The following is a 13,922-nucleotide window of genomic DNA, read 5'->3' on the forward strand; positions in this document are numbered from 1 at the left end:
GATGCGGGAGAATGAGAACCACACACAGACGAAGGAGAACCATGTCCTGGCTCGTGACCGGCGGCGCCGGCTACATCGGTGCACACGTGGTACGCGCGTTGGCGGATGCGGGCATGCCGCCCGTCGTCATCGACGACCTCTCCAGCGGGCACGCCGGGTTCGTTCCCGACGACGTGCCGTTCGTGCGCGGCAGCATCCTGGACCACGCTCTCGTCGAGAAGACCCTGCGCGACCACGCGGTCGAGGGCGTCATCCACGTCGCCGGCTACAAGTACGCCGGCGTCTCGGTGCAGCGGCCGCTGCACACCTACGCGCAGAACGTCGAGGGAACCCGGGTCGTGCTCGCCGCGATGGCCGACGCGGGTGTCGACAAGCTGGTGTTCTCCTCGAGCGCTGCGGTCTACGGCACGCCCGATGTGCCCCTCGTCACCGAGGACCTGCCGAAGCGGCCGGCGTCGCCGTACGGCGAGTCGAAGCTCATCGGCGAGTGGCTGATCCGCGATCAGGCCGTCGCGACGGCGGACTCCCCGCATCCACTGCGGCATACGTCGCTCCGCTACTTCAACGTCGTCGGGTCGGGTGACCCGGTGATCTATGACACCAGCCCGCACAACCTGTTCCCGATCGTGTTCGAGAAGCTCATCGCGGGCGAGGTTCCGCAGATCAACGGCGACGACTACGACACCGCCGACGGAACGAACGTCCGCGACTACGTGCACGTCGCCGACATCGCCGCGGCCCACGCCGTCGCGGCGCGCCGTCTCGCCGCCGGCGAACCCGTCGAACCCGCGTACAACCTGGGGTCGCAGAACGGCCTGTCGGTGCGCGAGATCATGGACGCGATGGCCCGGGTGACCGGCATCGACTTCACGCCGAAGATCGGCCCTCGCCGCCCCGGCGACCCTGACCGCATCGTCGCCACCGGCGAGCTCGCGGCGCGCGACCTGGAGTGGGCGAACCGATTCCGCGTCGATGACATGGTGCGAAGCGGCTGGGAAGCCCGCCGCAACGCCTGAGCCGGCGGTGATCGCCCGCTAACTCCTCCAGATCGGTCGCTTCCGCCCACGTACGGGCCCGAAGTGGCAGTTCTGGAGGAGTTAGCCGCGCAACCCGACCGGCATCGCCCGATTGGGAGCGCTCCCGGAGGGCGAAAGCACCCCGCGCCTGCGCGGAGACCACCCCGGGAGGGGCGGCGGCACCCCGCGCAGGTGCGGCGGCACCCCCACGAGGGGCGGAAACCCCTACGCCGACCCGCGCCAGACGATCGGCGCGTCGAGGATGATGCCCTTCCGGGCCGATTCGTCGCCGCCGAGCTGGGCGAGCACGGCCTGGGCCGCGGCCACGCCCAGCCCTTCGGCCGGCTGGTGCACGGTCGACAGGTGCGGCGTCGTGCGGCGTGCCCATGCGCTGTCGTCGAACCCCACCACGCCGATGTCTTCGGGAACGCGCCGCCCGGCCGCGCGCAGCGCCTGCATGGCGCCGGCCGCGACGGCATCGGATGCGGCGAACACGCCGTCGAGATCGGGCACGCGCGCGAGCAGGCGCTCCATGCCGGCCGCGCCGTCGGCGAAGGCGTAGAGCGGCACGGGCTCGACGAGCGCGGGGTCGAAGTCCTCCCCCAGCGCCTCCCGGAATCCGGCGAGGCGGTCGGTGCCCGAGTCGCGGTCGAGGGCGGCGGCGATGATGCCGATCCGGCGACGGCCGGTGGCGCGGAGCCGTTGCGTCACGGCGCGTGCGGCGCCGCGGTTGTCGATGCCCACCCACGCCCCGCTGATGTCGGGCGGATGACCCACGTAGGCCGCGGGCAGCCCGAGGCGCGAGACGACGGCCGTGATCGGGTCGTGCTCGCGCGCGGAGATGACGACGACGCCGTCGACGAATCCCCCGCTGAGGTAGCGCGCGACGCGGTCGGTATCGCGGGCCGTGTCGACCACGAGGCAGACCATCTGGTAGTCCGCTTCCGACAGGGCGGTGTTGGCTCCGAGCAGGATGCCGCCGATGTTCGGGTCCTCCAGGAACAGCGAGTGGGGTTCGTGCACGATGAGCCCCACGGCCTGGGTGCGCTGGCGCACGAGGTTCCGCGCGGCGGTGTTCGGCACGTAGCCGACCTCGTGGATCGCCTGCTCGATGGCGGCGCGCGCGCCGTCCGAGACGTATCCGCCGTTCAGCACGCGGCTCACGGTGCCCCGCGAGACCCCTGCCGCGCGTGCGACGTCGTGCACTGTGCTGCGGCGCCGCACGGAGGAAGGGGAGTCCATGCGCGTCAGCCTATCGACGCGAGTCGGACTTGACGGAGTCGGCGCGCGATGTCAGTATGTGCACGTTCACACATTCTGCTGATGACTTTCGCAGTCCGAATGTGTGCACGTGCACAGTCCGCACAACTTTCTCGCCTGACGCAAAGGAGCGCCCCTCGGATGTCCGACGCCGCTGCACCCGACCTGCTCGCCACCCTGGGCGGCGATGGGCTGATCTTCGGATGCGACTACAACCCCGAGCAGTGGGACCGCGAGACGTGGCTCGACGATGTGCGACTCATGCGCGAGGTCGGCGTGGGCCTCGCGGCGATCAACGTCTTCGGGTGGTCGGAGATCAATCCGGCGCACGGCGTGTGGGACTTCGCGGCGCTCGATGAGATCATCGCGCTGCTCCACGAGAACGGCATCCGCGTCAACCTCGGCACGGGCACGGCGTCACCGCCGCCGTGGCTGAGTGCGCGGCATCCGGAGATCCTCCCGGTCGCCGAGGACGGCACCCGCAGCTACCCGGGCGGGCGGCAGGCCTACTGCCCGAGCTCCCCCGTGTTCCGCGCGTACGCGGCAGAACTCACGACGCGTGTGGCCGAGCGATACGGCGCACACCCCGCCGTGGCGCTCTGGCACGTGTCGAACGAGCTCGGCTGCCACAACGCGCTCTGTTACTGCGACGCGAGCGCCGAGGCGTTCCGCGGATGGCTGCGCGCGCGCTACGACTCGGTCGACGCCCTCAACCGCGCGTGGGGCACGGCGTTCTGGAGCCAGCGCTACGGCGCGTGGGAGGAGATCTTCCCGCCCCGACGCGCCCTGTCGCTCCGGAACCCCGCGCAGATGCTCGACTTCCAGCGCTTCAGTTCGGATGAGGAGCTCGGGCTCTACCGCGCCGAGGCCGCCATCATCCGCGGCCGCAGCGTCGCTCCCGTCACGACGAACTTCATGGTGACGGCGCACATCCGCAACCTCGACTACTGGTCGTGGGCCGCCGAGATGGACGTCATCGCGAACGACCACTACCTCGACCGCCGCCTCGACGACCCGCGCGCCGAGCTCGCGTTCTCGGCCGACCTCACCCGCGGCCTGGCGGGCGGCGGGCCCTGGATCCTGATGGAGACCTCGACCGGCGCGGTCAACTGGCAGCCGCAGAACCTCGCGAAGGCTCCGGGCGAGTTGCTCCGCAACATCACCGCGTACGTCGCGCGCGGCGCCGACGGCATCTGCTTCTTCCAGTGGCGTGCGTCTGTGCAGGGCGCGGAGAAGTACCACTCGGCGCTCCTGCCGCACGCCGGCACCGACACGGCGGCCTGGGCCGATGTGCAGCGACTCGGCGCCCTCCTCGGCCGACTCGGCGGGCTGCACGGCACCCGGGTCACGGCGCAGAGCGCGATCCTCTTCGACTGGAACAGCTGGTGGGCCCTCGAGGGCGAGGGTCGCCCCAGCGACCAGCTCGCGTACCTCGATCAGGTGCACGCGGCCCACGCCGCCCTCAGCGCGCACGGCCTGACCGCCGATGTCGTGCATCCGAGCACCGACCTGTCGGGGTATCGCCTCGTGATCGTGCCCGCGCTGCATCTGGTATCGGATGCGGATGCCGCCGCGCTCCGCGCCTTCGCCGAGGCGGGCGGCACCGTGCTCGTCACGTTCTCCAGCGGCATCGTCGACGAGACCGACCGGGTGCGTCTCGGCGGCTACCCGGGGGCGTTCCGCGACCTCGTCGGCGTGTTCGGTGAGGAGTTCGCGCCCCTCGCGGCGGGTCGCTCCGTGGCTCTCTTGAACGGCGCGACCGGGTCGATCTGGACCGAGCGTCTCCGCGCGCACGACGACACCGAGGTCATCGCGACTTACCTCGACGGCCCCGCGGCGGGCGGGCCCGCTCTCACCCGGCGGCGCGCCGGCGACGGCACCGCCTGGTACGCCGCCACCCTGCTGGACCCGTCCGGCTACGCCGATCTGATCGGGCGGATCGCCGCGGAGGCGGGCCTCACGGGCTTCGCCGGCGCCGGCCCCGACGTCGAGATCGTCCGTCGCGCAGGCCAGGGCCGTTCCTACCTTTTCGCCATCAATCACGGGCACGCAGAGGCGTTCGTCGAGGCGCGGGGACGCGATCTCGTCTCGGGAGAGGCCGCGACCGGCCGCCTCCCGATCGCCGCCGGCGGCGTGCGGATCATCGAGGAGATCTCATGACGACGTCCATCGTCCAGGCGCCGCCCCCGCGGCGACGGATCCGGGTCGCGCACAAGCGCGCGATCGCGATCCTGCTGGTGCCCTTCGGCATCCTCTTCACGCTCTTCTACATCCTCCCGATCGGGTTCGCGATCGGGCAGTCTCTGCTCGTCGTCGAGCGCAACGGCACCTTCGGTCGCGCGGAGCTCGTGTTCGGCGGGTTCGCACAGTACGCGCTGGTGTTCCAGAACGAGCAGTTCTGGGCCTCGGTCGGCCGGATGCTGACGTTCGGGGTCGTGCAGGTGCCGGTCATGCTCGGGCTCGCGCTGCTGTTCGCCCTGCTGCTCGACTCGCCGCTCGTGCGCGGGAAGCGGTTCTTCCGCCTCGCGTTCTTCGTGCCGTACGCGGTTCCCGGCGTCATCGCGGCGATCATGTGGGGCTCGCTCCTCTCCCCCAACCTGTCGCCGTTCAGCGCGGTGACGAGCCAGATCGACTTCCTCGGCGCCGACCTGGTGCTCTGGTCGATCGCCAACGTCGTCACGTGGGTCTACGTCGGCTACAACATGCTGATCATCTACTCGTCGCTCCTGTCGATCCCGACGGAACTGTACGAGGCGGCGCGACTCGACGGCGCAGGCCAGTGGCGGATGGCGTGGTCGATCAAGATTCCGCTGGTACGGCCCGCGATCGTCATGACCGCGATCTTTTCGATCATCGGCACGCTGCAGCTGCTCGCGGAGCCCCAGGTGTTCCGCTCCTTCAGCTCGGCGGTCACGAGCACCTTCACCCCGAACATGACCGTGTACGCCACGGCCTCGATCCCGAACGCGAACCTCGCGGCGGCGTTCTCGGTGGTGCTCGCCCTGACGACCTTCGTGCTCTCGTTCGGCTTCATGAAGTACATGCAGAAGAAGGACAACGCATGAGCGCCTCCACGTTCCCCTCCCGCGTCGGCACCCGCGCCCGGGTCGCGCGCGAGCCGATCGTCTCCCGCGGCAGCGCGATGCTCGTCATGGCCGTCTTCACGATCTACTTCCTGCTCCCGCTGTGGTGGCTGCTGGTCGCCTCGAGCAAGGACACCGGTGACATCCTCACCACGAACCCGCTCACGTTCGCCGACTTCCGGCTCTTCGAGAACATCGGCACGCTCTTCGCCTACCGCGACGGCGTCTACCTCAAGTGGCTCGGCAATTCGGTGCTCTACGCCGGACTCGGCGGGGCGATCGCGACGCTCCTGGCCGCCATGGCCGGCTACGCACTCGCGAAATACCGGTTCCCCGGCCGAGAACTGATCTTCAACGTCGTGCTCGGCGGCGTACTCGTCCCCGCGACGGCCCTCGCGCTCCCGCTCTTCCTGATCTTCAGCCAGGTGCAGCTCACGAACACGTTCTGGGCGGTGTTCCTCCCCTCGCTGGTGAGCCCGTTCGGGGTCTACCTCGCCCGGATCTTCGCCGCATCCTCGGTGCCCGATGAGCTTCTCGAGGCGAGCCGCCTGGATGGTGCGGGCGAAGTGCGCACGTTCTTCACGGTCAGCGTCCGGCTCATGACGCCCGCGCTCGTGACGATGTTCCTGTTCCAGTTCGTCGCGATCTGGAACAACTTCTTCCTGCCGCTCATCATGCTCCGCAGCGAAGATCTCTTCCCCGTGACCTACGGCCTCTACAACTGGAACAACCAGCTGAACCAGCTGCCGGAACTCCGCGGGCTCGTGCTCATCGGCGCGCTGCTGTCGGTCATCCCGCTCATCATCACTTTCCTCTTGCTTCAGCGTTTCTGGCGGAACGGACTGGGCGCTGGCGCCCTGAAGTAAGTCGATCGCCGGACGGAACGACCCGTCCGGCACCCTGCCGGTCGGAATGGACCGCTCGGCACCCTCACCAAGAAAGGATCGAAATGCAGCACAAGACCATGAAGGCGGCGGCAGCTGTCCTACTCTCCTCCCTCCTGCTCGCCGGTTGCTCGTCCGGCGGCGGGAACCCCGGTGGCGACGCAGCCGCAGGCGACTGCACGCCCGCCGGCGAGAACGTGACCCTGGAGTTCACCTCCTGGATCCCCGGCATCGAAGACGTCGTCGACATCTGGAACCAGGAGAACCCCGACATCCAGGTCGAGGTGCAGACCGGCCCGAACGGCAACGGCGGCACGTACCAGAACTTCTTCAACCAGATCGCGGCGGGCGATGCGCCCGACCTCGGTCAGATCGAGTACGACGCCCTCCCGAACTTCCTCGTGCAGGACGGCCTGGAAGACATCGGCGGCTGCGCCGACGTCGTCGCGGCGCAGGACCAGTTCGTCGACTGGGCGTGGGGACAGGTGAGCCTCGGCACCGAGGGCAGCGTCTACGGCATCCCGCAGGACATCGGCCCGATGGCCCTGTTCTACCGTTCCGACCTCTTCGCCCAGAACGGGATCACGATCCCGACGACGTGGGAAGAATACAAGGAAGCCGCGAAGCAGATCCGCGCGCTCGGCGGCTACATCACGAACTTCTCCACCGCCGACATCAACCAGTTCGCCGGATTCGTCTGGCAGGCGGGCGGCCAGTGGTTCGCGAACGACGGCGACGCCTGGGACGTGACACTGACAGACGATGCATCCGTCAAGGTCGCCGACTACTGGCAGGAACTCATCGACGAGGACCTCGTGTCGTCCTACCCGGCGTGGACCGACGAGTGGAACAACGCCTACAACTCCAGCGAGGTCTGGACCTGGAACTCCGCCGTCTGGGGTGCCAACTCGATCTCCTCGGGCGCACCCGACACGGCCGGCAACTGGTCGGTCGCCCCGCTCCCGCAGTGGTCTGCGGGCGAGGCGGTCGCCGGCAACTGGGGCGGTTCGTCGATCGCGGTACTGAAGGGCAGCGAGCACCTCTACGAAGCGACGAAGTTCGCCCTGTGGCTCAACACCTCGGATGAAGCGCTCACCGCGCTGAACGAGTCGGCCAACATCTACCCGGCGACGACCAAGGGCCTGACCCTGCCGTCGCTCGCGGAAGGTGTCGACTTCTACGGCGGTCAGAAGATCTACGACGTGTTCGCGGAGGCAGCCACCGAAGTGTCGCCGAACTTCACGTGGGGTCCGACCATGACGCAGACCTACGCCGACGTCTCGGACGGGTTCAAGTCGGCCGTGACCGGCAGCGGTACGCTGTCCGACGCGCTGACGAAGGGCCAGGAGTCCACGATCGCGACGCTGAAGACGCAGTCGATCCCGGTCGCCGAATAATCACCTGGTACACAGCACCCCGCCCGCGGACGCCGAAAGGCGTTCGCGGGCGGTCCGTACGTCCAAGGAGCATCCGCATCATGCCGAACGAGACCGGCGACACGATCACCCTCGCGCACCTGCGGGCCGCGGGAACGAGCCTCGTGGTGGCCTGCGATGCCTCCGCCCCGCGCGTGCTGCACTGGGGCACCGAACTCACCGACGCCGACGCCGCGCTCCTTCTCGACACGGATGCCGGCGCCGTCACCTTCAGCTCATTCGATGAGCCCCGACGATTCCCGGTGCTGCCGGTCGAGTCGGACGGCTGGTCGGGCACGCCCGCGCTCGCCTGGCACCGGGCGGGGACCGCATCCGCCCCGCTCCTCCACCTGCGCGCGGTCGATGCAACCGCGACGACGCTGCGACTCGGGTTCACGGATGCGGTCGCCGCTGCCGACGTCACCCTCGACTACGCGATCGATGTGGACGGCGCCCTGACCGCGCAGCTGCAGATCACGAGCACGGCGGATGCGGCGGCCCCACCGCTCGATCTCGCCGCCGCCCGCATCCTGGTCCCCCTGCCCGCGCGGGCGGAGGAGATCGCCGACCACACCGGCGCGTGGACGGGCGAGCGTCGCCCGCAGCGCCTGCCCGTGCGCGACGGCGCGCACGTGCGGGCGGGGCGCCGCGGCCGACGCGGCCACGATGACGCGTTCGTCACGCTCGTCGGAACTCCCGGTTTCGGGTTCCGCGACGGAGAGCTCTGGGCGGCCCACCTCGCCTGGAGCGGCGACACCGAGATGATCGTCGAGCGCCTCCCCGAGGGCGCGGGCGTGCACACGTCCGTTCTGGGCGGCGGCGAGGGGCTCCGGCCCGGGGAGGTCCGGCTCGCCGGCGGCGACACGTATCGCTCGCCCCTCCTGTACCTCGCGCACAGCACGCGCGGGATCGACGGCGTCTCGGAGCGGCTGCACGGTGCCGCCCGCCGGCTGCCCGGCCACCCCGACACCCCCCGGCCGCTCGTTCTGAACACGTGGGAGGCCGTCTACTTCGATCACCGCCCCGAGCGCATCGCCGAGCTCGCCCGCGCCGCCGCCGACATCGGTGTCGAACGGTTCGTGCTCGATGACGGGTGGTTCGCGGGGCGTACCGACGACCGCCGCGCACTCGGGGACTGGGTCGTCGACACCGCCAAGTGGCCGGACGGCCTCCGCCCACTGTCCGACCTGGTGCACGGACTCGGGATGCAGTTCGGGCTCTGGTTCGAACCCGAGATGGTCAACCCCGACTCCGACCTCGCCCGCGCGCACCCCGACTGGATCCTGTCGGCGCATCCGTCGCCGCCCACCTGGCGCCACCAGCTCGTGCTCGACCTCACCCACCCGGACGCCTGGGCGCACATCCTCGCGCGACTCGACGCCGTGATCACCGAGGCGGGCGTCGACTTCGTCAAGTGGGACCACAACCGCGACCTGCACGCCGCCGTGTCGCCGCATTCCGGCCGGGCGGCGGTGCACGCGCAGACGACCGCGTTCTACGCGCTCGTCGACGAGTTGCGCCGCCGGCATCCGCGCCTGGAGATCGAATCCTGCGCGAGCGGCGGGGCCCGGGTGGACCTCGGCGTGCTCCGTCGCGCGCAGCGGGTGTGGGCGTCGGATTCGAACGACCCGATCGAACGGCAGGCGATCCAGCGGTGGACCGGCGTGCTCGTGCCACCCGAAGTCGCCGGCGCCCACGTCGGGCCGCCCGTCGCCGAGACCACGCACCGCGCGGCGTCGATGTCGTTCCGCCTGATTACCGCCCTGTTCGGACACGCCGGCATCGAGTGGGACGTCACGACGTGCACGCCCGACGAGCGCGACGCCCTCCGCAGGTGGGCCGCGCTCTACCGCGAGCTGCGCCCGCTCCTCCACCACGGACGCACTGTACGCACCGACGAGGTCGACCCCGGCAGCATCCTGCACGGCGTCGTCAGCACGGAGGGCGACCACGCCGTATTCGCCTGGGTGCGAACGGCCACCTCGGCGGTCGCGTCGACACCGCGCACCCGGATCCCCGGGCTCGACCCCGAGAGCCGCTACGAACTGCGCCCGCGCACCGAGGTCGGCGCCGCCGCGCGGCATGCGGTGCACGACCCCGCGTGGCTTGCGGACGGCGCCGGGCTCACCGCATCCGGTCACTTCCTCGCCGAGGTCGGCGTACCGCTCCCGCTCCTCGCGCCGGGCGCCGCGATGCTGTTCGAGCTCCGCCGGGTGTAGCGCGGACTCGCGCCGGCGCGGCCGGCGGCTATTGCGCGCGCTAACTCCTCCAGATCGGCACGCAACGGCGACTTCGACGCCCGAAACGCGAGTTCTGGAGGAGTTGGCCGGCGGCCGACCCCGGGCCCCGGCGGCAGAGCCCGAACGTCAGTGCCGCTGACCGCGCTTCAGCGGCACAGCCTGAGCATCAGCGGCACTGCCCGGACCAGGAGCCCGGGAGCAGCCCCGGCGGGCCGGGCGGGCCGCTTCGCGCCCGGCCCGCACGCTAACTCCTCCAGATCGGCACGCAACGGCAACTTCAACGCCCGAAACGTGGATTCTGGAGGAGTTAGCCGGCGGCGGGCGCCGAGCCTCGGCGGCAGAGCCCGGACGTCAGTGCCGCTGACCGCGCTTCAGCGGCACAGCCTGAGCATCAGCGGCACTGGCCGGACCAGGAGCCCGGGAGCAGCCCAGGACGGGCGCTTCGCGCCCGAGCGCACGCTAACTCCTCCAGATCCGCACGCAACGGCGGCCCCAACGCCCGAAACGCGCATTCCGGAGGAGTTTGCCGGCGGCAGGCGCCGAGCACCTCGCCGACACGGATCAGGAGCTGGCGCGCACGACCAGGGTCGCGGGCACCTCGGTACGCCCAACCTCGGCGTTCTCCTCGAGCAAGTCGACCAGCACCTCGACCGCGCGCGTGCCGAGCGCGTCGAAATCCTGACGGACGGTCGTGAGCGGCGGGCGGTACTCGGCGGCGTCGACGACGTCGTCGAATCCGACGACCGCGACATCGTCCGGCACTGACCGGCCCGCGTCGGCGAGCGCCCGCAGAAGCCCGAGAGCCATCTGGTCGTTCGCCACGAACACGGCGGATGCGGCGCCCAGCGCGGCTCCCGCGGCGTACCCGGATGCGGAGGTCCAGTCGCCCCGCACCGCCTCGGCGACGGGGGCTCCGGCATCCGCCAGCGCCTCCTGCCACCCGCGCTCCCGCTCGACCGCCGCGAACGACGATCGCGGCCCGGCGAGGTGGTGGACCGTCGGGTGACCCCGTTCGAGGAGGTGCGCAACGGCCGCGCGCGCTCCCGCGGCGTGATCGGTCTGCACGATCGCGAAGCGGTCATCGGCGGGCGAGTCGACCACGACCAGCCGCAGCCCCGCCGGCGGAGCGCTGTCGCGCGCCAGCCGGGTGGCCTCGTTCAGCACGACAGCGCCGTCCACCCCCTGTTCGCGCAGACGCGCGAAGGCGTCGGCGATGTCGCGCGAGCCGGCGACCGTGACGATCGCGAGTGCGTAGTCGCGGGCCGAGGCCGCCTCGGCGATCGCCTGCAGCATCCGCGAGTTGCCGACCGAGGCGAGGGTGGAGACGACGAGGCCGATCGTGCGGGTACGCCCGGTGCGCAGCGCCTGCGCCGCGCGGTGCACCCGGTAGCCGAGCGCGGCCATGGCCGCTTCGACCCGGGCACGCGTGACGGGATCGACGCGGGGACTCGCGTTGACGACGCGCGAGACGGTCTGCGCGGAGACGCCGGCGTGCGCCGCGACATCCGCCATCGATACTCGCGACATGCGTTCTTCCCCTCGCGCTCCGCTGATCATGTTGACGATAGCATCCCCGGAATATAGCGTGTTATCGTGAACACACCTCAGCAGCCCGCCGTGACGCTCGGCGCGGGCGTCGTCAAGCGTTCGACCCGTCTCGCCGACGGTCGCGAACTCGTCTACTTCGACGACCCCGACACGACGCTCGGTGCCGAGCGCTCCGTCGACACGCGCGATCTGGCGCCCCGCCCCGAGACGGCCACGATGCGCCTCGACGTCCTCACCGGCGACTGGATCTCGATCGCCGCGAACCGGCAGAACCGCGCATTCCTGCCGCCGGCCGAGCTCGACCCGCTGGCCCCGCAGTCACCGACGAACCCGTCGGAGATCCCGTCGCTCTACGACGTGGCCGTCTTCGAGAACAAGTCGCCCTCGTTCGGGCCGGCCCTCGCGACCGAGACCGACGACGTCCCGGCCGGAATCGACCCGCCGCGCGGCCTCGCCGACCTCGCGGAGTACGGCCTCGGCCGCACCCGCACCTCGGTCGGACGCACGGAGGTCGTGTGCTTCAGCCCCGCGCATTCCGGCTCGTTCGGCACGCAGACCGTCACCCGCGCCCGCACCGTGATCGAGGCGTGGGCCGATCGCACGGCCGCCCTCTCGGCCCTTCCGGGTATCGAGCAGGTGTTCCCGTTCGAGAACCGCGGGCAGGAGATCGGGGTGACCCTGCAGCATCCGCACGGCCAGATCTACGCCTACCCGTACGTCACTCCGCGCACGCAGCGGCTGCTGACCGCGCTCGAGTCCACCGGCCCCGACCTGTTCGACCGCATCCTCGAGTTCGAGTCCGCGAGCGACCGCGTGGTGCTCTCGGGCGAGCACTGGACGGCGTTCGTGCCGTTCGCGGCGCGCTGGCCGATCGAGATCCACCTCGTGCCGCACCGTCACGTCGCCGATTTCGCCGAGACCTCGGATGCGGAGCGCGACGAACTCGCCCCGCTGTATCTGCGGATCCTCCGCGGCGTCGACGCCCTCTACGACACACCGACGCCGTACATCGCCGCATGGCACCAGGCGCCGGTGCGCGTCGGGCGCGACGGTGCGCGCCTCCACCTCGAGCTCACCTCGCCGCGCCGCGCGGCCGACAAGCTGAAGTACCTCGCCGGGTCCGAGGCCGCCATGGGCGCCTGGATCGGCGACGTTCCCCCCGAAACTGCGGCCGCTCGCCTGCGCGAGGCCATCGAAGGAGTACAGCTGTGACCGGAACGGATGCGGCATCCGCCGCCCGCGACCTTTTCCTCCGCGTGACGGGCGCCGAGCCCACCGGCCACTGGTCCGCGCCCGGACGCGTCAACCTGATCGGTGAGCACACCGACTACAACGACGGTTTCGTGCTTCCCTTCGCGATCCCGCACCGCACGCACGTGCAGCTCGGCACCCGGGCGGACGGCCGCATCCGCGTGGTGTCGACGTTCGACGAGGTGCCGGTCGAGGTGCCGCTGGCCGACCTCGCTGCGCTGTTCCCGGATGACCGCGAGAGCGTACCGGAATGGTCGCGGTACCCGCTGGGCGTCGCGTGGGCGCTGCTGCACGCCGCGGGGCGCGACGCCGACGTGACGGGTGTCGACATCGCGATCGCCTCCGACGTACCGGTGGGGGCCGGGCTGTCGTCGTCGGCCGCGATCGAGAGCGCGACCGCGATCGCCCTCAACGACACCTGGGACCTCGGACTCGACCGGGTGGCACTCGCTCGGGTCGGGCGCACGGCCGAGAACGAGGCCGTCGGTGCGCCGACGGGGATCATGGACCAGATGGCGTCGATGCTCGGTGAGGCGGATGCGGCCATCTTCCTCGACTGCCGCTCGCTCGACGCGAACGTGGTCGAGCTCGGCTTCGCGTCGGCGGGACTCGAACTGCTCGTGATGGACACGCGGGTTGCGCACGCGCACTCGACGGGCGGATATCGCGAACGCCGCGCCTCGTGCGAACTGGGCGCCGAGATCATGGGCGTTGCCGCGCTCCGCGATCTCACGGTCGGCGATCTCGCCGCGGCCGCCGAGAAGATGGACGATGTCACGTTCCGGCGCGTGCGCCACGTCGTGACGGAGAACCAGCGGGTGCTCGACACGGTGCAGACCCTCCGCAATTCGGGACCGCGCGCGATCGGTGAGCTGCTGGTCGCCTCGCACGCGTCGATGCGCGACGATTTCGAGATCTCGGTGCCCGAACTCGACACGGCCGTCGACGCCGCCCTCGCGGCGGGTGCGATCGGTGCCCGCATGACCGGCGGCGGATTCGGCGGCGCGGCGATCGCGCTGGTCGAGCGCGCGCAGGCAGCGGAGGTCACCGCATCCGTCACCCGCGCCTTCGCCGACGCGGGCTACGGCGCTCCGCACATCTTCGCCGTCACCCCGTCCCCCGGCGCCACCCGCGCCTGACCCCGGCTCTCTCGACCGCGAGACGGGATCTTCGCGCCGAGACAGTGGGGTAACCCCACGGTCTCGGCGCCCCGATCCCGTCTCGC

10 protein-coding genes are annotated in these 13,922 nt (G+C 70.8%); 8 read left to right on the forward strand and 2 right to left on the reverse strand.

Going from position 1 to position 13,922, the window contains the following annotated elements; all coding sequences use genetic code 11:
* Positions 1 to 41: 41 nt before the first annotated feature.
* Positions 42 to 1,016 (forward strand): UDP-glucose 4-epimerase GalE, encoded by a 975-nt coding sequence (gene galE, locus LMI96_RS13235; RefSeq protein WP_223723037.1) that lies wholly within the window; start codon positions 42 to 44, stop codon positions 1,014 to 1,016.
* A 225-nt stretch (positions 1,017 to 1,241) separates the two neighbouring features.
* Here the strand turns inward: galE and LMI96_RS13240 are convergent, their stop codons facing one another.
* Positions 1,242 to 2,258: a LacI family DNA-binding transcriptional regulator gene (locus LMI96_RS13240; RefSeq protein WP_228361822.1), complete on the reverse strand. Its 1,017-nt coding sequence runs from the start codon at positions 2,256 to 2,258 to the stop codon at positions 1,242 to 1,244.
* A gap of 159 nt (positions 2,259 to 2,417) precedes the next feature.
* On the opposite strand from LMI96_RS13240, the gene LMI96_RS13245 reads away from it, so the two are divergent.
* The 5 genes from LMI96_RS13245 (at position 2,418) to LMI96_RS13265 (ending at position 9,877) form a co-directional block, all read left to right on the forward strand.
* Positions 2,418 to 4,436, forward strand: a complete 2,019-nt coding sequence (locus LMI96_RS13245; protein ID WP_228361823.1) for a beta-galactosidase — start codon at positions 2,418 to 2,420, stop codon at positions 4,434 to 4,436.
* Entirely contained in the window at positions 4,433 to 5,341 is a 909-nt protein-coding gene (locus LMI96_RS13250; RefSeq protein WP_223723040.1) for a carbohydrate ABC transporter permease, read from the forward strand. Before LMI96_RS13245 ends, LMI96_RS13250 begins: the two co-directional genes overlap by 4 nt.
* Entirely contained in the window at positions 5,338 to 6,225 is an 888-nt protein-coding gene (locus LMI96_RS13255) for a carbohydrate ABC transporter permease (protein ID WP_223723041.1), read from the forward strand. Before LMI96_RS13250 ends, LMI96_RS13255 begins: the two co-directional genes overlap by 4 nt.
* 83 nt (positions 6,226 to 6,308) lie before the next feature.
* Positions 6,309 to 7,640, forward strand: a complete 1,332-nt coding sequence (locus LMI96_RS13260) for an ABC transporter substrate-binding protein (protein ID WP_228361824.1) — start codon at positions 6,309 to 6,311, stop codon at positions 7,638 to 7,640.
* A gap of 80 nt (positions 7,641 to 7,720) precedes the next feature.
* Positions 7,721 to 9,877, forward strand: coding sequence for an alpha-galactosidase (locus LMI96_RS13265; RefSeq protein WP_228361825.1), 2,157 nt, complete (start codon positions 7,721 to 7,723; stop codon positions 9,875 to 9,877).
* A gap of 582 nt (positions 9,878 to 10,459) precedes the next feature.
* Here the strand turns inward: LMI96_RS13265 and LMI96_RS13270 are convergent.
* The gene (locus LMI96_RS13270) at positions 10,460 to 11,425 is read right to left on the reverse strand and encodes a LacI family DNA-binding transcriptional regulator (RefSeq protein ID WP_228361826.1); all 966 of its coding nucleotides are present in this window, start codon (positions 11,423 to 11,425) and stop codon (positions 10,460 to 10,462) included.
* A gap of 66 nt (positions 11,426 to 11,491) precedes the next feature.
* Here LMI96_RS13270 and galT point away from each other — a divergent pair, with 66 nt between their 5' ends.
* Both galT and galK read left to right on the forward strand, forming a co-directional pair.
* Positions 11,492 to 12,658 carry a galactose-1-phosphate uridylyltransferase gene (gene galT / locus LMI96_RS13275; RefSeq protein ID WP_223723045.1) on the forward strand — a complete coding sequence of 389 codons (1,167 nt, stop codon included), beginning with the start codon at positions 11,492 to 11,494 and terminating at the stop codon, positions 12,656 to 12,658.
* Positions 12,655 to 13,836 (forward strand): galactokinase, encoded by a 1,182-nt coding sequence (galK, locus tag LMI96_RS13280; protein ID WP_228361827.1) that lies wholly within the window; start codon positions 12,655 to 12,657, stop codon positions 13,834 to 13,836. The genes galT and galK overlap by 4 nt, the downstream gene beginning before the upstream one ends.
* Positions 13,837 to 13,922 lie beyond the last annotated feature (86 nt).

Source organism: Microbacterium sp. cx-59 (assembly GCF_020805625.1).
Taxonomy (GTDB): Bacteria; Actinomycetota; Actinomycetes; order Actinomycetales; family Microbacteriaceae; genus Microbacterium.